The 17,576-nt window shown below is 61.4% G+C and carries 14 protein-coding genes and 2 pseudogenes; 3 read left to right on the top strand and 13 right to left on the bottom strand.

Annotated elements, in window-relative coordinates; all coding sequences use genetic code 11:
- Positions 1–105: 105 nt before the first annotated feature.
- From yut to D6B98_RS00045, 8 genes are read right to left on the bottom strand one after another with little or no spacing between them, the layout of a single operon-like run.
- Positions 106–1,122 carry an urea transporter gene (gene yut, locus D6B98_RS00080; protein ID WP_126254930.1) on the bottom strand — a complete coding sequence of 339 codons (1,017 nt, stop codon included), beginning with the start codon at positions 1,120–1,122 and terminating at the stop codon, positions 106–108.
- Positions 1,123–1,158: 36 nt separating this feature from the next.
- On the bottom strand, positions 1,159–2,109 hold the full coding sequence (locus D6B98_RS00075) for an urease accessory protein UreD (RefSeq protein ID WP_126254929.1): 951 nt from the start codon (positions 2,107–2,109) through the stop codon (positions 1,159–1,161).
- The gene (gene ureG / locus D6B98_RS00070) at positions 2,106–2,747 is read right to left on the bottom strand and encodes an urease accessory protein UreG (RefSeq protein WP_126254928.1); all 642 of its coding nucleotides are present in this window, start codon (positions 2,745–2,747) and stop codon (positions 2,106–2,108) included. The genes D6B98_RS00075 and ureG overlap by 4 nt, the downstream gene beginning before the upstream one ends.
- A 19-nt stretch (positions 2,748–2,766) precedes the next feature.
- A complete protein-coding gene (locus D6B98_RS00065) occupies positions 2,767–3,486 on the bottom strand; it encodes an urease accessory protein UreF (protein WP_126254927.1) in 720 nt (239 codons plus the stop codon).
- Positions 3,470–4,159, bottom strand: a complete 690-nt coding sequence (locus D6B98_RS00060; RefSeq protein WP_205680428.1) for an urease accessory protein UreE — start codon at positions 4,157–4,159, stop codon at positions 3,470–3,472. The genes D6B98_RS00065 and D6B98_RS00060 overlap by 17 nt, the downstream gene beginning before the upstream one ends.
- 10 nt (positions 4,160–4,169) lie before the next feature.
- Positions 4,170–5,891, bottom strand: coding sequence for an urease subunit alpha (locus D6B98_RS00055; protein WP_126254926.1), 1,722 nt, complete (start codon positions 5,889–5,891; stop codon positions 4,170–4,172).
- A gap of 47 nt (positions 5,892–5,938) precedes the next feature.
- Complete coding sequence (locus D6B98_RS00050; protein ID WP_126254925.1) at positions 5,939–6,376, bottom strand: urease subunit beta; 438 nt, start codon at positions 6,374–6,376, stop codon at positions 5,939–5,941.
- Positions 6,377–6,396: 20 nt separating this feature from the next.
- A complete protein-coding gene (locus D6B98_RS00045) occupies positions 6,397–6,699 on the bottom strand; it encodes an urease subunit gamma (RefSeq protein ID WP_126254924.1) in 303 nt (100 codons plus the stop codon).
- Between the two features lie 324 nt (positions 6,700–7,023).
- On the opposite strand from D6B98_RS00045, the gene D6B98_RS00040 reads away from it, so the two are divergent.
- Complete coding sequence (locus D6B98_RS00040; protein ID WP_126254923.1) at positions 7,024–7,617, top strand: HupE/UreJ family protein; 594 nt, start codon at positions 7,024–7,026, stop codon at positions 7,615–7,617.
- Between the two features lie 132 nt (positions 7,618–7,749).
- Here D6B98_RS00040 and D6B98_RS00035 read toward each other — a convergent pair whose 3' ends face one another.
- The 5 genes and pseudogenes from D6B98_RS00035 to D6B98_RS40720 form a co-directional block, all read right to left on the bottom strand.
- Positions 7,750–9,390: an alpha/beta hydrolase gene (locus D6B98_RS00035; protein WP_126254922.1), complete on the bottom strand. Its 1,641-nt coding sequence runs from the start codon at positions 9,388–9,390 to the stop codon at positions 7,750–7,752.
- Between the two features lie 267 nt (positions 9,391–9,657).
- A complete protein-coding gene (locus D6B98_RS00030; protein ID WP_126254921.1) occupies positions 9,658–10,770 on the bottom strand; it encodes an ABC transporter permease in 1,113 nt (370 codons plus the stop codon).
- Positions 10,771–10,772: 2 nt separating this feature from the next.
- Positions 10,773–13,559 carry a ribosome-associated ATPase/putative transporter RbbA gene (rbbA, locus tag D6B98_RS00025; RefSeq protein WP_126254920.1) on the bottom strand — a complete coding sequence of 929 codons (2,787 nt, stop codon included), beginning with the start codon at positions 13,557–13,559 and terminating at the stop codon, positions 10,773–10,775.
- Positions 13,556–14,626 carry an HlyD family secretion protein gene (locus D6B98_RS00020; protein WP_126254919.1) on the bottom strand — a complete coding sequence of 357 codons (1,071 nt, stop codon included), beginning with the start codon at positions 14,624–14,626 and terminating at the stop codon, positions 13,556–13,558. Before D6B98_RS00020 ends, rbbA begins: the two co-directional genes overlap by 4 nt.
- A gap of 1,056 nt (positions 14,627–15,682) precedes the next feature.
- Positions 15,683–16,039: pseudogene (locus D6B98_RS40720) on the bottom strand (DUF992 domain-containing protein).
- Between the two features lie 134 nt (positions 16,040–16,173).
- Between D6B98_RS40720 and D6B98_RS00010 the strand changes: the two are divergent.
- Both D6B98_RS00010 and D6B98_RS00005 read left to right on the top strand, forming a co-directional pair.
- Positions 16,174–16,314, top strand: a pseudogene (locus D6B98_RS00010) (SOS response-associated peptidase); the annotation flags it as partial.
- A 772-nt stretch (positions 16,315–17,086) separates the two neighbouring features.
- Positions 17,087–17,425, top strand: a complete 339-nt coding sequence (locus tag D6B98_RS00005; protein ID WP_126254918.1) for a hypothetical protein — start codon at positions 17,087–17,089, stop codon at positions 17,423–17,425.
- The last annotated feature ends 151 nt before the right edge of the window (positions 17,426–17,576 follow it).

Here is a 17,576-nt window from a genome sequence, read left to right as displayed (position 1 = left end):
GTTCGCTTCCTTCTGCAAAGCCGAGGTTGATGACTAAGCTATCGCTGTCTCACATACAGGCCCCACGGCAGTCTTCAGTCGAATCCCGAACGACCGTGGTGAGGATCAAGCGACGGCGGCAGGCTTTTCGATATCGCGGGCCCCCTCAGGCACTCCCTCCAGGCGTTGCCGAGGCAACAGGAACAACCACGTCACGAGCACGAAAGGAGCCGTCAGAGCCGGAATCGCGAACGGTGTCAGCGCAACATTCACCGCTGATTGGACGATCACCGTGAACACCGTGGCGAGGACCGTGTAGGCTACGACGCGCCAGCTCGGCTGATAGAAGACGGTACCAAGTGCGATCGCCGTCAGTACCGGGCTAAATCCGAGGAGACCGCCGGTGATCAGGTCACTCTCGGCGCCGAAGAGATGGGCGGTCAGCACAGCCGATATCGCACCTCCGAGAGCGAAGGCTGCGGCTGCGAGCGAGCTTACGGCAAGCCCCGCAAGCAGGAGCAGCGCCGCGATGCCGCTGGCCTTCAGGAAGACCTGCGAGATGCTCAGGAACACTCCCTGCACAAGGTCAATCAGCTGGAGCGGGCTTCCCTTGTAGGGCTGGAATGCGGTCACAACGTTGCCGGTCGGCAGTGCTGCTCCCGCGAGGCCGGAAAATCCATACGTGGCCAACAGGAGAAGCCACGTCGTGAGCACGAACGGAAATGTGAGAGCGCCGCCCCATGGCTTGACGACGTTGGTAGTCCCCAGCATTACAACGACGGATACGGCCGCTCCCAGGATCACATACACCCAAAGCAGCGGACCGGGAGCCAGGAACGTGGCCAGCGCGAGGCCGACAAGGATGGCGTTGAAGCCATAGAGCCCGGAATGGAGCGACTCGGTATCGACGTGAAGCCATTGCGCCGTTAGGTTTGCTACGACGACCGCGAGGATGCCCGCGATTGCCACTTGGGGTACGCCAGCCACGTATGAACCCCAGGCTATCGCAGCGAGGAAGAGAATCCCGCTTAGCGGGTTGTTCTGAAACATGACTTGCCCAACGCTGCGCAAATTGATGTTCAAGAACCGGAATGCGCCTGACGATGAGGAGAGGCTTTCCCACTTTGCCAGGACCTGTTCCATTGCTGCCTCCTCTGAGATGTCGGCACGCGCTCTCGGTTAACGCCATAGATAGCGCGGAGGTAACTCGGCCCCGATGATCTCCTGACGAACGATTTCCCAAAACTCGCGAACCTTGGCCTTCACCGGCGCGGTTTCGCGACCCAGAGCCTTGAAAATCAGGCCGGCATCATTGGGCAGACGACAGGCTCCGAAAGCCAGGCCTTCGGCAAAATTCACATCGGCCCCAACGCGCTCGTGGATGCGTTCGGCCTTGTCCTTGGGAGCGCACAGGATGACGTTGGCGAACACGTCGAAGGAGTTCATCACACCAGTCCGCCGCATCACATATCGCCGCGGCTCGATGACCAGCTTCTCCGCGAACAACGAACGACCATCGGGCCGCACGGCTGACGTTGATATCGATAGCACGGTCGCTCCGAAGCACTCGTCCGGATGATGGTGCTTGCGGCCTGGCTGAACGATTTCCGAAAAGAGCAGCGTTGCCGACGGGGGGACGGAGATGTGTGTGTCGCTGAGAAACCGCGAGTGCCGGTGCGGGATCACGGGATCGGGAAGAAATTCCAGATATGCGTCATCGGCAAGCGTAATCGTCTGGCTTTGCACCGCGTAGTTGGCGTCCATCGCGTGAATCTTGGTGGCCGACTGCGAGGTGAGGTGAGCCTGCGCGCCCGGACCAAGGGTGACGTCGAGAGCGAGCCTGTCTCCCTGCAGCAAACAGCCCGTGGTGGTGATCAGGAACACACAGGCAAGGCCCGGCATTTCCTCATCGCAATGCAGTGCGCGCTGCACCATGTAGGGCGCGCGATGCTCCAGGGTCGCCAGGATCGTTTGGCCAGAGCGGCGCTCGAAGCCCAGGCGCAGGAAGCCCGTCTTGCCAACGGTTGCGCTCCTCATCTGCAGCGGTTCATCCTGGAAGGAGGCGAATTCCGGCATCGATGCGCCGAGCGTTTCGGCGCGAGCCCAGGGAGGGAAGGCCGCCGGTATCATGACGCCCGCGCGCGCGGATTGATGTCGAACAGAAACTCCCGTTCGATCAGGGCGACCAACTCCGGAATACCCTCCCCGGTCTTGCAGTTCGTGAAGAGGAACGGCTTGCTACCGCGCATTATCCTTGAATCCTGTTTCATCACGTCAAGGCTAGCCCCGACGTGGGGTGCAAGATCGGTCTTGTTGATGACGAGGATGTCGGAATGCGTGATCCCGGGTCCATTCTTGCGGGGGATCTTATCGCCCGCAGCGACATCGATCACATAGATGAAGTAGTCCACCAGCGCCGGCGAGAAGGTTAGCGTCAGGTTGTCGCCTCCGCTTTCGATCAGCACGACATCGCTGTCCGGAAAGCGCCGTTCCATGTCCTCGACCGCGGCGAGATTCATGCTGGGGTCTTCACGCACCGCGGTGTGAGGGCAAGCGCCCGTCTCCACTCCGAGGATACGCTCCTGGAGCAGAACACCCTTGAGGGTCCGCTGAACGTGCTTGGCGTCTTCGGTCGTCACAACGTCATTTGTAATGATGAGCACCCTGATGCCCAGATCGAGTAAACGCGGTGTGATGGCTTCAACGATCGCGGTCTTGCCTGACCCGACCGGGCCGCCGATGCCGATGCGGGTGATACTCTTTGACATTCAAGAAGCTCCATTCACGTCAACTCATGAACAGGCGCACATGCGCCCGTGTGTGGACGGCGGCCAGGATTTCTGTCAACGGAGCAAAGCCTGCCATGTCCGATAACCGTGCCGCGGCGGCCGTCGCGTACATCCCTTCTGATTGGCCGGCGAGCTCGTAGAGAATCTTCTGTGTCTCGATGTGGCTGACCTTCATCAGCCGCAAGGCTGCACCGAGGATCGTTGCCGCAACGCCGTACTGGTGCACGACAAATGCTTGGCGGGCAGGCAGGCCCTGTGCGGCGAAATTGATTGCCAGCGCTATTGGATAGCAACCAGGGGAAACGGACGTTTCAATGCAGTGACGCCAGGCACGAAGCAGCGGTGCGCCGACCACTTCCACACCCATCTCGGTGAACTTTTTTCCCATGCGGACCGACATTGCCCGGGCCTCATCTGAAAGCTTGCGCGCGTAGACCTGCGAATCGACTCGAGTGAGAGCATCGACGTCGCCCGCAGCTGCCGCGCGATGTGCGGCGATCAACGCGATGCCGTCTCCGCGCGCCGCCTGTTCTACTGCAGTGCGCGTGAACTCTCTAAGCGTGGCCGCGTCAATGACGACGCTTTTCTGAATGGCGGATTCCAGGCCGGACGAAAACGAGAACCCGCCGATGGGGAACATCGAGTCGCCAAACTGCAATGCCCGCGCGAGAAGGGCAGTCGTTCCGGGTGCGTCGTCGCCGTCATTCTCGATGATCATGCGCAGAACCGGTCATGGCCGGCGATGTCTGTTCCTGAGAGCTGGTTCCCGAGTGGGCGTGGACATGCAACGGCGGATGTCCGTATGCGCGCCCGATCTCGTCGATACCAGCGTAGCTCTCGTGTGTATGCCAGTGCACCGGACCTTCGGCGCCACCGAAGAGACGACGCGATTCATGTGGAGCGAGATAGGGAACAATCTCGCGACCGGGCACGAACTCGTAGCTGATCCCATCAAAACGGTGCGTCTTCATGACGGACGCCATCACCTTGCGATCGACCGTGAGCGGGACATAGACGACGCTGTTCTTAACCAGCGCGGGCCAATGCTGATTGCCCATTGCGTGGCCCAGTTCAACACAGGTGCGCATTGCCACTTCGGGAGCGAGGCTCGTTAGATAATCCAGATGCACGATCATCACATCACGCAGCTCTATTCGTACAACGAGCGCTGAGAGAGCCTCAGCATCCCAGAGCAGCACATCGCCATCGCGGATATGCGTGCCGCGGTCGACAGAGACTGCAACCTCGGCACCCTTTGCGGTGGTCTTCCGGAAGCGGCTCTTCTGCCCTTCCCATTGGTCGATCTCCATCAGGTCGATATTGGCGGTGGACAGGCGCGCGGCCCATGCGGGCTCGCCGATGTTGCCCAGAATGGTCTTGATGAGGATCACCGTACACTCCTCAGCTAAAGAAGTACTTTTGGTTGAGAGAGACCGTCTTCAAGGGCTGCACTGTCGCGTGCTTGCCGTCGACGGTCACGGCGAACGTTTCCGGACTGACCTCAATTTTTGGCGTCCCCGCATTTCGAATCATGTCGCGCTTGCCAATCTTGCGCACATTTCGCACCGGCATGACCTGCCGGCGAAGCCCCAGCCGCTCCTTCACACCAGCAGCATGCGCTGCGCCGGAAACGAACGTGATGCAGTTGGCAGCCAACGCATTGCCGTAGGCGCCGAACATCGGGCGATAGTATGTGGGCTGCGGCGTCGGCAATGACGCGTTTGGATCACCCATCACGGCCCAACTGATGAAACCGTTCTTGATGACGATCTTGGGCTTGGCACCGAAGAACGCAGGCTCCCACAGGACTAGGTCGGCGATCTTGCCGACCTCGACCGAACCCAGCACGTCGGCAATACCGTGGGCGATCGCCGGATTGATCGTGATCTTCGCAACGTAGCGCAGCACGCGGAAATTGTCGTTGCCCGGTGCATCCTCCGTCAGCTTGCCACGCCCGGTCTTCATTGCGTCGGCGGTCTGGATGCAACGCAGCCAGCATTCCCCAATGCGCCCCATGGCCTGCGAATCGCTTGAGAACATCGAGATGACGCCGAGATCCTGAAGGACGTTTTCCGCTGCGATGGTTTCAGCGCGGATTCGACTCTCGGTGAATGCAACATCCGACGGGATGTCGGGGCTGAGGTGATGACACACCATGATCATGTCATAGAGCTCCGCCTGCGAATTGATGCCGTCGGGGAGCGTGGGATTGGTCGAAGACGGCAGGACGTTGGGAAGGCCGGCGATCTTGATGATATCCGGCGCATGGCCGCCGCCGGAGCCCTCGGTATGGAACGAATGGACCGTCCGCCCCTCGAATGCCTCGATCGAATCGTCGACGAAGCCGGATTCGTTAAGCGTATCGGTGTGGATGCATACTTGAGTGTCGGTCTCGTCTGCGACGGTGAGCGCGGACCGAAGCACTGCCGGCGTAGTGCCCCAGTCTTCGTGACATTTCACGCCGACGGCACCGGCCTCGATCTGTTCAATCAGAGCCGCCTTGCCGTGTCCGTGCCCCTTACCGAGAATGCCGACGTTGATCGGCCAGTTTTCGAACGCGCGTAACATCATGCTGATGTTTCCGGGACCCGAGGTGACCGTCGTTGCGTTGGAGCCGTCCGATGGACCGGTCCCGCCGCCGATCAACGTCGTGGTGCCATTTGAGAGCGCCGCCTCCGCCTGCTGCGGGGAAATGAAATGAATGTGTGTATCGATCCCGGCGGCCGTCAGGATCAGATGCGAGCCCGAAATGGCGTCGGTTGCCAAGCCGATGTCAAGGCCTGGCGTAATGCGATCCATGATCTGTGGATTGCCGGCCTTGCCGATCGCACAGATGCGGCCATCCTTGATGCCTACATCTGCCTTCACTATGCCCAGCACTGCGTCGACGACGGTCACGTTTGTGATTACCAGGTCAGGCGCACCTGCCGCCCGCGTCACCTGATTGTCCATGCCCATGCCTTCACGCATGCTCTTGCCGCCGCCGAAGACGATCTCGTCGCCGTAGCCGCCGCGCAAATCGCGCTCGACCTCGACGAACAGCCCAGTATCGCCCAAGCGGATGCGGTCACCTGTGGTCGGTCCGAAGAGGCCCACATATTCTTGTCGAGAGATAGTCGCCATGGTCGTCCTCGCTCGGAAATTGAGTTTCGGCCCTCTCAGCCTATCCTTTACGAGGAGCGAAAACCTCGCTTCGCCGCCAGCTCCACCGCCTTGGATTTGATTGTGGCCGCGTCCTTGCCTGCCGTGGGGCCATCGACGAGATTGTTGAAACCGTAGACCGCGCGCTTACCGCCGTAGGGGACGAGTTGAACCTCGCGCTCGTCGCCTGGCTCGAACCGCGTTGCCGTCGATGATGGGATATTGAGGTGCAGTCCAAAGGCTGCTGTTCGATCAAATTCCAGCGCGCGATTGGCTTCAAAGAAATGGAAGTGCGATCCAACTTGTATCGGTCGGTCCCCCGCATTGCGTACCTTGAGCGTTGTCACCGGGCGGTCGGCGTCGAATGTGACCAGGGCTGAACTGCACACATAGCCGCCGACCGGCACCGCCACTGTGGCCGGGTCGACATTGGCGGCAACAGCGGGGCCCGCTTTTGGTCCAGCCATGTTAACCTCCTGTTGGGTACTCACTGGATTGGCGTATGCACCGTGACCAAGCGGCTGCCGTCGGTGAAAACCGCCTCGATCTGCACCATAGGAATGAGATCGGCGACACCATCCATCACATCATCCTTGGTTAAGGCTGTTCGCGCCTCCTGCGTCACCTCTTCGATTGTCTTGCCGGCACGCGCGCCATCAAGGGCGACCGCTGATATGATCGCGATGGATTCTGGATAGTTTAGCTTTAAGCCATTGGCTCTTCGCTTTGATGCGACGTCAGCCATCATGTAGACGAGTAGCTTATCGAGCTCCCTCGGAGTGAGCTGCATATGATCCTCCCGAACCTCGCGCTTTAACGGAAGAGCAGGTGCACAAGTGGACTGCGCGAGCACATACATTTGCCAGCCGTTCTGAGTTGGCGGGCACCCTGAGTTGGGGGGCACCGCTCCCTACATTAGGGGCGCCGCCCTTGGATGCGTCAATTAGGGTTCCCCTCGGTTTCATGTCGGAAATCACCTGATGGACTGGCTCTCGTGCGGACGTAGCTTTGCCGATGACACTGGCGGCCTTTCAAGCGGTATCCACGATGTCGGGGCGCTTATCCGTCCCGTCACGCTGGAGACGAAGCGGTCCACGCCGCGAGGAGGATAGTCATGAGACGTGCCATACCGACGACGCTCGCTCCAGCTTTCGTTTTCGCTCCGACCGTTGCACTTGCGCATGCCGGACACGGCGACACAAGCGCGCTACTGTCCGGCTTCACTCATCCGCTCACCGGGATTGATCATGTCCTGGCGATGGTTGCCGTCGGCGTGCTCGCGGCTCAGTTCGGCGGGCGAGCGCTGTGGCTAGTCCCGTTGAGCTTCATAAGCATCATGGCGATTGGCGGCGTTCTCGGCATGGCTGGAATCCTAATTCCGTTTGCGGAAGTCGGAGTTGCGCTGTCCGTTGTCGTCCTTGGACTGACAATCGCCTTTCCATTCCGGTTGCAGTCGCTGGTGGCCGTGGCGCTCGCGGGCTTGTTCGCGCTATTCCACGGCCAAGTGCACGGCGCCGAAATACCTGCCGCGGCGTCGGGGCTTTATTACACGGCGGGTTTCATTGGCGCGACGGCGTTGCTGCATTTGACGGGCATTGGCCTCGGACTATTTGCCCTGGAGACAAAGACGCTTGGCAACCGCGTGGTGCAAGCCGGCGGCGGCGGCACGGCGCTGTTCGGTGCCGCAATCCTGATTGGCGTGCTCTAGGTGCGTCGTGGCGCGCGCCCAATGCCAGGAAGGCATCATCCGCTACCTAGCCAGCCTCGACGGAGCGCGGCGACGTGCGGCGGCAAAGCAGATCTTCGCTGCGACTGATGTCGGCACAGCGCCCGCGGACTACTACTTGGAGAGATGCTGCTTCAGCCGCTTGATCCCTTCCGGGGACCAGTCTCGAACATCCGTCACCTCGATCCATGCGTCGATGTAGTGCGCCGGAGCGTAGACATGGCCGTAGCCGATCGGCGCATCGGTTGCCATGAACATGTCCAGCATCAATTGAAGAAGAGTTACAACCGGATACCATCGCAATTGCGGCGACACGTCCGGGCCGCGCGGCGGTCGCATCCAGTCCGGCTCGCGATAAAGGCTGCGATAGTCGAAAAAGGTCGCTGGGTCGCTTGCATATTGGAGGTAGATGGTCCGCATCGGCCCCCAAGCGGCATTAGGACCTGCCGGCTCAGCGGCCTCTCCGTGCTGGTTCATGAACCGCACGAACGATCCGTCGCGGAACCGCGGAAGCCAAGCGGGCGACCCGGGATTGCGACGGTCGGTAAGCCAGCGCCAGAGCCTGCTCGAGTAGGGCGGCCCGCTCCAGAGCGCGCCGGCGAAGGGCTCGCCCAGTACTTCGATCAAGTCCGTCGACTGTTCGGAGTTGGTGGCACCAAGACTGATCCCGTGCAGATAAAGTCGTGGGCGGCCGTCCTTGGGAAGCGTGATCCAGTATCCGTAGACCTCCTTGAAGAGTGCGCGTGCGACATCGGAGCCATAGCCGGGGTCCACAAGCAGATACAGCCAGCTCGCGAGGTAGGAATATTGCAGGGCAACGCTCGCGACGGCACCGTCGTGCAGATATTCGACGCTGTCCAGCGCAGCCGGGTCGACCCATCCGGTTCCGGTCGGCGTCACCACGATAAGCACGGATCGCTCGAAGCCGCCGACGCGCTTTAATTCTTCCAGCGCAAGCTTGGCGCGCAGTTCCGGCCTGTCTGCCGATCGCAGTCCGACATAGACGCGAACAGGCTCGAGCGCTCCCCTGCCCGACAAACTGCTTATGTCTTCGCGGGTCGGTCCCGAGGAAATGAACTCCCGCCCCGCCCGTCCGAGTTTGTCCCAGGCGAGCAGCGAAGCGCTGCTTCCCGTCTTTAGAGGGTTCGTCGGCGACTCAGTCTTCGGCTCAATCAACGCATCGTATTCCCGGAAGGACGCCTCTGCGACGCGCAGGGTCGCCCGGAAGAGACCTCCATTGACGACCGACCAGAACAGAACAACTGCCGCGATGACGCCGATGACTTTTGATACCCGTCCTGGCAGGAACCGGTTAGCTCTCGTCGCCACGAAGCGGAGCGTCAGTCGAAAGAACCATGCGAGTGCGATCACGATTACGAAAACCGCCAGCGCAATCACGCTGACCTCGAGTGGATACACGCTGTCTACCGGCTCGAGTTCCATCAACTCGCGGATCGAATTCTGCCATCGCGGCGCCTGCCAGAGCGAGATAACCGCAACAATTGCGCAACCGCTCGCGGCGGCAGGCTTGGCGATGCGCCGGAAGCGGCGGTTGAGCCGCGGGAGCTCCATGTAGGCCCAAAGCCGGCTGCCGAACACGCCGATGCCGTATCCGGCCGTCATGCAACATCCCGAAAGCACGCCCTGAGTCAAGAAATTCCGGGGCAACAGCGTCGGCGTCAGAGAGGCGGCGACGAACAGCGTTCCGAGGAACAGGCCGCAGGTAGAGAATGAATGCCATAGCCCTCTCCTCATACGGCTGCACCTCTCGATTCCGGGTGAACGTCAGCTTTCGTCGGCAGCTTGTCGCGAGCGACCTGTCGGTGCAAGTCGTGGCGATAAGGCGCATGGCCACGCTGCACCAATCACCGGCATCAAGGTCGACGAGGACCGCAGGCAGGCAGCTTGCACGAATCCAACATCGAGCCGCCGCATCGTCCCTTCCCCATTCTCCCATTAATCGTCAGCGGATCGAATTTCCGATAGGGGCTCGGTTGGCGCGTTCGTGCCCCTGGGTACTGCTCATCGCAGGAATTGCCTGAAGCGACGTAGAGAGACGTAGAACAGAATCGCTCCGATCACCAGCAGCGCGGCGAGCTGCGGCCAAACCACATCAAGCCCAGCACCGCGGAACAGCACGGCTTGGGCGAGAATGACGAAGTGGGTGTTAGGCGCGGCGAGCATGATACTTTGGATGATGTCGGGCATGCTCTCGCGCGGTGTCGTGGCTCCCGACAACATTTGCAGCGGCATCAGGACGAGCATCATCAGCAGGCCGAACTGCGGCATGGTTCCGCCGACCGTCGCCAGAAAGATGCCCATGTTGGTCGTGGCGAAGAGATAGAGGGCGGTGCCCAGCAGGAATAGCAGGATCGAACCTCTGATCGGCACCGACAGCAACCCCTGCACGACGAACACCAGCGAAACGCTGGATGCCAGCAGCACGACAAGGCCCATCGACCAGATCTTGCTCGCCATGATCTCGAGCGGCGTCACCGGCATTACGAGCAGGTGCTCGATGGTTCCGTGTTCGCGCTCGCGGATCAGTGCGGCTCCAGTCAGAATGATCGACAGCATGGTGATGGAGGAGATCACGTTATTGACGGAGCCGAACCAGCCCTTGTTGAGCTCCGGATTGAAACGCGCCCGGAGCGCGAGCTCGATAGGGGGCGGGGCAGCAGAACGATAGCGGGCGAGAAATTCGCTGACCTCGTCGCCCACGATCGACTGGATATAGCCGCTTCCGGTGAAAGCCTGCGACATGCGAGTCGCATCCACGTTGAGCTGGATCGCCGGCAATCTCTGCGCCAGAAGGTCGCGCTGGAAGTTGGGCGGAATGTTGAGCGCGAAGGTATCGAGCCCCGCATCCATGCGCGCGTTCACCTCCGATTGGAGGATCGGCCGGGGTATCGTGAAAAAGGGCGGGTTGAACGCCGTGACAATGCGCGTCGATGCCGGCGAATTGTCCTCGTCGACGATCGCGAGCGCAGCCTGGTTCAAGGTCTCCGGCTGCGACCTGGATGCCGTATAGATCGAGACCGTGAAAGCATAGGCGATCAGGATCTGCATCATCGGATCGCGGAGCAGACCCCGCAGTTCCTTGACACCGAGCTGTATGATGTTGGAGACACGCATGTCTAGCTCGCTTGTTTCCGCAACAGCGCCGCGCCAAGGCCGATTAGCACCGGGATTGTCACGAATAGCGCAACGAAGGGACCTGTCAGATCGCCAAAATCGAGTCCTTTGGAGAAAGTGCCGCGGGTGATGGTGACGAAATGCGCGGTGGGATAGATCCGCCCGATTAAGGCGCCGGCTCCCTGAAGGGATGATACCGGATCGACCAACCCCGAATACGTCGTGGCAGGGATCATGGTCAGCAGCGCGGTCGCGAAGATCGCGGCGATCTGACTGCTTATGAACGCCGAGATGACGAGTCCCATCGCGGTGGTAATAATGACGTAAAGAAGCGCAGCAGTCGTAAAGGCGAAGAAGTTGCCGGTGAACGGGACGCGGAAGACGAACACGGCAAAGGCGGTCAAAAGGAAGAAATTCAGCATGGCGAGCGCGACATACGGAACCTGCTTGCCGGCCAGAAACTCCAGCCGTGTCACGGGCGTCACGTAGAAATTGATGATCGATCCAAGCTCCTTCTCGCGCACGACGCTCAGCGCTGCCAGGATTGCCGGTATGATCAGCAGCAGGATGGGGATCACGGCGGGAGCCATGGCCACGATGCTCTTGATATCAGGATTGTAGCGGAAACGGACCTCAATCTGGAAATCGCCTGTCGTCGCGGCATTGCCGTAAAGCTGCCGGGCACGCTGCGCCAGCCACGTTGCGTGCATTGCCTGCACGTAACTCCTCACGGTTTCCGCGCGCGAGGGCATCGCGCCGTCGATCCACGCGCCGATCTGGACGTTGCGACCGTGTACTACATCGCGCGCGAACCCCGGCGGAATCTCGAGCGCGAGGCTTAGTTCACCGCTGCTCATCCGGCGATCGAGATCGTCATAATCGGTAATCGGAGGCATTTCCATGAAATAGCGCGATCCCGAGACCTGCAGGACGTAGTCGCGACTTATCGTCGTGTCGTCGTGGTCGATGACGGCGAACGAGAGATTCTCGACGTCCATGTTGAGGCCGTAGCCCAGCACGAACATCATGATGAGGCTGCCGAGAACGGCCAGCGTCGCACGGATCGGATCGCGTCGCAGCTCGAGCGTCTCCCGATGCGTATAGGCGAACATGCGCCGCAGATCGAAGAATCGCATGAGCCGGCCGTGTGCCGCACTGTCATTGCTCGTCGGTGCAGCCTCAATCGCAGCCGTCGGCACGGCGCTCGGGAGCTCGGTATCCGTCGCGCCGATGGCGTCTTGCAGAAGGGCGACGAAGGTTTCTTCGAGGCTCCCGCCGCCGCGCAGCTCGACGAGTCTGGCCGGCGCATCGCTGACGAGTACCTTTCCAGCGTGCATCAGCGAGATACGATCGCAACGCTCGGCCTCGTTCATGAAATGCGTCGATACGAAGATCGTGACATTGTCCTTGCGGGAGAGGTCGGACAGGCTCTGCCAGAAGCCGTCGCGCGCCACGGGATCGACGCCAGATGTGGGCTCGTCGAGAATCAAGACTTCGGGTGCATGGATCATCGCCACCGCCAGCGACAGGCGCTGGCGGACGCCAAGCGGCAACGCATCGGGCAACGCGTCGATGACATCGACGAGGGCGAACCGCCGCACCATCTCCTGAACGCGATCTTCGACCAAGTCCGGGGCGAGCCGAAACAGCCGCGCATGCAGCTCGAGGTTCTGCCGGATCGTCAACTCGGAATAGAGCGAGAAGGCCTGCGACATGTAGCCGACGCGGCGCCGCACATTCATGTCGTTGGGATCGACCTCGTGGCCGAACAATCTTGCGGTGCCTTCGCTGGCAGGCAACAGCCCGGTCAGAACCTTCATCGTCGTGGTCTTGCCGCAACCGTTCGAGCCGAGAAAGCCAAAGATCTCGCCGCGGGGAATGCGGAAACTCACATTGTTGACGGCGGTAAAATCGCCGAACCTCACGGTGAGGTGCTCGGCCTCGATGGCAATGTCGTCCGCGGATCCGCTTGGGCGAGGTGGGATCACCACTTCCCTGTGATCCCGGCGCTGCGCCTCCGGGAGCAGGGCGATAAAGGCGGCATCGAGGTTGGCCGCACCCGTCTGCCGCAGCAGGTCGGCGGGCGCACCCGTCGCAAGCACCCGACCTTCGTCCATGGCGACCAGCCAGTCGAAGCGAGCGGCCTCCTCCATATAGGCGGTAGCGACGATGACGCTCATGCCGGGGTGGCTGCCGCGGATCCCGTCGATTAGTTCCCAGAACTGACGGCGCGAGAGCGGGTCGACACCGGTGGTCGGTTCGTCCAGGATGAGGAGGCCCGGATCGTGGATCAACGCGCAGCAAAGGCTGAGCTTCTGCTTCATGCCGCCCGACAGCTTGCCCGCGGGTCGATCTGCGAAGGGCGCAAGCCCGGTACCTTGCAGAAGCGCGTCGATCCGCTGCTCGCGCTCGCGCCTGTCCTGGCCGAACAGACGAGCAAAGAAATCGGCATTCTCGAAAACCGATAAGGTCGGATAGAGATTCTTGCCGAGCCCTTGCGGCATGTAGGCGATCTGCGGGCACGTCCGCCTCCGGTGTGCGGCATCGGCCATGTCGCCGCCGAGCACATGGACGTACCCTTCCTTGATCGCGCGGGCGCCTGCGATCAGCGAGAGCAGGCTGGACTTGCCCACGCCATCGGGTCCAATCAGGCCGACCATGCAGGAGCGGGGCAAGTCGAGCGTGATGCCGTCGAGCGCGCGCGTCTTGCCGTAGGACAAACCAACCGCCGCCAGATGTATCACCGGTGCAGAGGGATCGGATCGAGCTTCGTTCGACACGTCGCTCATTTGACCAGATTCTCCGTCAGCTGCGCCGGCCACTCGGCATTCGGGTCAATTCGGATGAAGGCCCGGCCGGGCAGGCCGGTCTTGACCTGTTCGATTCTTCTCCGCAGCAGCTCTGGTGAAATATGTGCCTTGATGCGGAACATCAGCTTCTGCCGCTCCTCTTCGGTCTCAACCGTCCTGGGTGTGAACTGTGCAACGCTGGCGACAAAGGTTGCCTTGGCGGGAATGACCCATTGCGGCGCGGCGTCGAGCACGAGGCGGACCTCTGAACCGATAGCGACGCGACCAGCTTGCGCCGTCGGCAGGAAGAACGTCATGTAGACCTCGCCGAGGTCGACGAGGTTGAGCACGCGTCCGCCGGCGGTGAGCACTTCTCCCGGCTGGGCCACGCGGAATTGCACGCGCCCATCTCGCGGTGCCATCAGGCTGCTATCGTTAATGTCCGCCTTGATGCTCTCGATGGCGGCCCGTGCTGAGTCGATCGATGCCTCGGCGTCGACCACTTGCGCGCGGCCGGAGCTGATGGCGGCCTCCGCCGCCGCACGCTGAGCTTCTGCCGCCGCAACCGCTGCCTTCGCTCCCTCGGCGGCCGCCCGGTCGTCGTCGAGGACCTGCTGGGGCACGGCATTGGTCCTGATCAGTTGCTCGGATCGCTGCAGCTTTCGATCCGCCGTATCCAGTTCCGCGTTGCGCTGCGCGATCACCGCGGTGGCGGATTTCCTCTCGGCTTCGCGCTGAGCGACGAGGCTTTTGGCGGTATCGACGCTGATGATCGCACGGCGCAACTGCGCTTCGGCTTGACGGAGCTGAGCATGCAGCTGCGTCGTATCCATGCGCGCCAGCACCCGTCCTACCGTGACGAAATCGCCCTCCCTGACCAGGATCTCCTGAATGCGTCCGGGGGGCTTGGTGGCAATATCGATTTCGACGGCCTCGATACGGCCGTTGCAGCTCGCAATGCCCGGCGGGAGGCTATTTTTCCCGAACCGCTGCCAGGCATAGTAACCACCTATCGCCGCGGCCACGACGAGGAGGACAGTCATCCAGCGCTTGCGATTGCTTTTCATGGCTAGTTCGTTCCAGCAGGTCCAGGATATCGTTTGCTCCTTGCTCAAGGTTCAGAACAGGTCCGCAAGACTCGCTGCTTCACGAAGGCCTCGCTCACTCCCGGGTTATCCGATTGCCACGCGCGGGCTCATCGTGCCCTTTGCGCTGGCTGTGGAACATGAGCGCGATCAGGCCGCCCCCCGGCCACCAGCGCCAGCATCGCGAAGAAGCCAACGATTCCTGCGCACGGGTCCCTCCATCGGATTCGCGAGGACTTGCACAGCCTTCATGACGAACTGCTGCTGCACCGATGAACGGCCTGGGTTGCGACGTGCGCCGCCTAGCGCCATCCGCAGTGGCGGCGGCCGCGATGCCACCAGCAAACCCAGCGGCGCCTCCGCGGCGGCGGTCGACCCCAACCGGGCGCAGGACCCCAGCCGGGTCCCCAACCGGGAGCGGCCGGCGGTCGACCCCACTGCGCCTGCGCCACGAGGTTTGACTGCCACCCGCAACGGCGACGACCACGATCCCACCAGCAAACCCAGCGGCGCCTGATCGGCGCCGGTTGACCCCAACCCCAGCCTGGGCCGGGGCCCCAACCCCAACCGGGAGTGGGCGGTCGTCCCCACCACTGCGCCTGCATCACGAGGTCCGACGGCCTCGCGGCTTGCCCAAGATCAGAGGCAACCGGCATCGCATCTGCAACCTCGATGAGACGCGCACCTATCGCGCCTATGGCTGCAGCGGCAGCAGCATTTCGCGCGAGACCAAGAAAGGCGCGGCGGGTGGGAGCGTTCATTGTTTCCTCCTCTTTGCTCTTCCGCACGGGCTAAAGTGCGAAGACGGGCGGGCAAGGCCGTGTGAAATCAGGTCGACACCAAGCAGGAAACCAGGTGCCCGCAGGCTGATGGTCGGAAGCGGCACGACGTCAATGCGATTGGCACCGTGGGATGATAGCTTCGAACCCGCACCACCGACATCCGACGAAACCCTGAGCAACAGGGCGGGAATGTTCCCACTGCATGAACGACGAGGATGACGGCAGCCTACCCCATCGCCGTCCTCGCGACCGAGCGTCAGATTGGTGACCCCGCCGCGAGGTTGACTCCGATCGCCCGCTCGACCGACAGCGGCTGCAGCACAACGCTTCGCCGAGAGCCACCGTACGTTGGCGCGCCGAAGCCGGGACCGAATGCAACATTGGCGTGCGCTCCAACATAGCTTCCTCGCAAGACGCCGGAGCCGATCCGCGAGTTCTTGGCGAAGACTGCCCATGACAGGGTGCCGGCTCCGGTCACGCCGATGTCGAGACCAACGCACCGCATCCCTCCCTCCTAGATGTACTGCCGATGCGGTCTTCTCGCGTAAAACACACAACGCAATGACTGCGTTGATCCAAGGACCAATCCGACGCGTGGCGTGCTGAAACACAAGAGCCTGCCGACTCTGAACGTTTCGGCATGCGCGGGGACCGCTGCGACGCACAGCAAGACGGATGCGCCGATGGGTTACATGAAGCCGCATCATTCGCATTCAGGCCTCCAGATCAGTCTTGGCGTCGGTGGATATCCTCACAACGACCGAAGAGCACGACACCTTGATGCGAGCGCCTTGGGACGAGGCGAAGGCGCTGCAGCGACCGCTCGCGGACGGCGTGCTGAAGATCGTGGCTACCGGCGAGAAGGAAGACCCAGCCGCAATCTCCTAGTGTTGTGCACAAGAGGGCTGAACACGTGGACAATCGCCAGTGCCGACGATTTCAAATCCCAGCCTTGTGTTAACCGACCGGAACTAGGGCGAGAGACGAAGATTCGTCTCGGTGGAGCGATCGTTGACCCGCCCGTCTCTCGCTCGGTCATAGATGAGACGGCAGGGAGCCCCCAGGTCGACAAGATCGCTGACACCGGATTGGACCCCGGCGAGGAGTGGATGCCGCGGTGGCCCATAAAGAGCGCGTTCCGTTATCCATATTTCTGCCGACCAGACCAGGCCGCGGCTAGTCGGAACGTCGTCGCGGCGCGACAGAAGCTCCTTGAGATGCCGCTTCATCAAAGCATAATCCGCGAAATATTCTGGGCGCCGACTCGTTTCGAGCGCTAGATCGATGTCTCCTACTGCCTCCTCCTCGCATCAAGCCAGACCCGTTCAACGTATCGGACCGCATCTGGATCTTGGTTGAGCATTTCGACATGGCGCAGGAAATCGTCCAGTATCATCTGCGCCTGAGCCAAAGGCGTCCGGCGCACGACCCTTCCGCGAGCAACAGTCTTCACCCTTTTCCGAGACCGAAAATCCATCTTTGAGTTCGATCAGCCCGCGATCCAGATGCGACGCACGGCCCCAGCATCGAACTTGAACCCGGCATCGCGCAAATGCTTGGCTGCGTTTCGGTTAACATGCTCGCCAGCTGGGGCAGGTCCAGTTGGTTTCCTGGAAGATGCGCGAACGACCGCCGCTAGGAATGCTTCGAGTGAAAAACCGTGGCTGACGGCAATGTTTGCAAGCTCCGAGCGATCACGCTTGTCTCGTTCAGACGCCGCATCCCTTTCGCGGTGGGCACGCCGTTCGGCGGCATCCTCGAGGCTCCAAGCTATCACTCGGCGGATCGAAGACCGAAATGGGGAAGCATCGGCCTCATCGACATCCTCTTATCGAATGGGGTGAAGATGCAAAGTCGCGCAGCAATCTTGCCGCGCAACATCCACCACAAAAAAGTCGCACGAGACCACTTTGTTCTCAGCCGACATCTGGCGAAGCTATTGGAAACCAAAGACTTTATTTTGGTGGGCGCACCAGGGCTCGAACCTGGGACCCGCTGATTGAGCTGGTCCCGCAAATCTGAACAGCGCGATAAGTGGAGTTTCTGCCTGACGGCGGGCAAGATTGACCCGCGAATCAGGAGAGACGATGAGCAGACGAGCACGGCGGAACCACACTCCGGCTTTCAAGGCGAAGGTGGCACTTGCCGCC

The organism is Bradyrhizobium sp. LVM 105, from assembly GCF_003957705.1.
GTDB lineage: Bacteria > Pseudomonadota > Alphaproteobacteria > Rhizobiales > Xanthobacteraceae > Bradyrhizobium > Bradyrhizobium frederickii.
Note: the sequence above shows the minus strand (reverse complement) of the source record. Positions and strands in the feature narration are given on the sequence as shown.

Excerpts from the sequence above, each read along its gene's own strand:
- yut (WP_126254930.1), bottom strand. The coding sequence starts at position 1,122 with ATGGAACAGGTCCTGGCAAAGTGGGAAAGCCTCTCCTCATCGTCAGGC.
- D6B98_RS00075 (WP_126254929.1), bottom strand. The coding sequence starts at position 2,109 with ATGATACCGGCGGCCTTCCCTCCCTGGGCTCGCGCCGAAACGCTCGGC.
- ureG (WP_126254928.1), bottom strand. The coding sequence starts at position 2,747 with ATGTCAAAGAGTATCACCCGCATCGGCATCGGCGGCCCGGTCGGGTCA.
- D6B98_RS00065 (WP_126254927.1), bottom strand. The coding sequence starts at position 3,486 with ATGATCATCGAGAATGACGGCGACGACGCACCCGGAACGACTGCCCTT.
- D6B98_RS00055 (WP_126254926.1), bottom strand. The coding sequence starts at position 5,891 with ATGGCGACTATCTCTCGACAAGAATATGTGGGCCTCTTCGGACCGACC.
- D6B98_RS00050 (WP_126254925.1), bottom strand. The coding sequence starts at position 6,376 with ATGGCTGGACCAAAAGCGGGCCCCGCTGTTGCCGCCAATGTCGACCCG.
- D6B98_RS00045 (WP_126254924.1), bottom strand. The coding sequence starts at position 6,699 with ATGCAGCTCACTCCGAGGGAGCTCGATAAGCTACTCGTCTACATGATG.
- D6B98_RS00040 (WP_126254923.1), top strand. The coding sequence starts at position 7,024 with ATGAGACGTGCCATACCGACGACGCTCGCTCCAGCTTTCGTTTTCGCT.
- D6B98_RS00035 (WP_126254922.1), bottom strand. The coding sequence starts at position 9,390 with ATGAGGAGAGGGCTATGGCATTCATTCTCTACCTGCGGCCTGTTCCTC.
- D6B98_RS00030 (WP_126254921.1), bottom strand. The coding sequence starts at position 10,770 with ATGCGTGTCTCCAACATCATACAGCTCGGTGTCAAGGAACTGCGGGGT.
- rbbA (WP_126254920.1), bottom strand. The coding sequence starts at position 13,559 with ATGAGCGACGTGTCGAACGAAGCTCGATCCGATCCCTCTGCACCGGTG.
- D6B98_RS00020 (WP_126254919.1), bottom strand. The coding sequence starts at position 14,626 with ATGAAAAGCAATCGCAAGCGCTGGATGACTGTCCTCCTCGTCGTGGCC.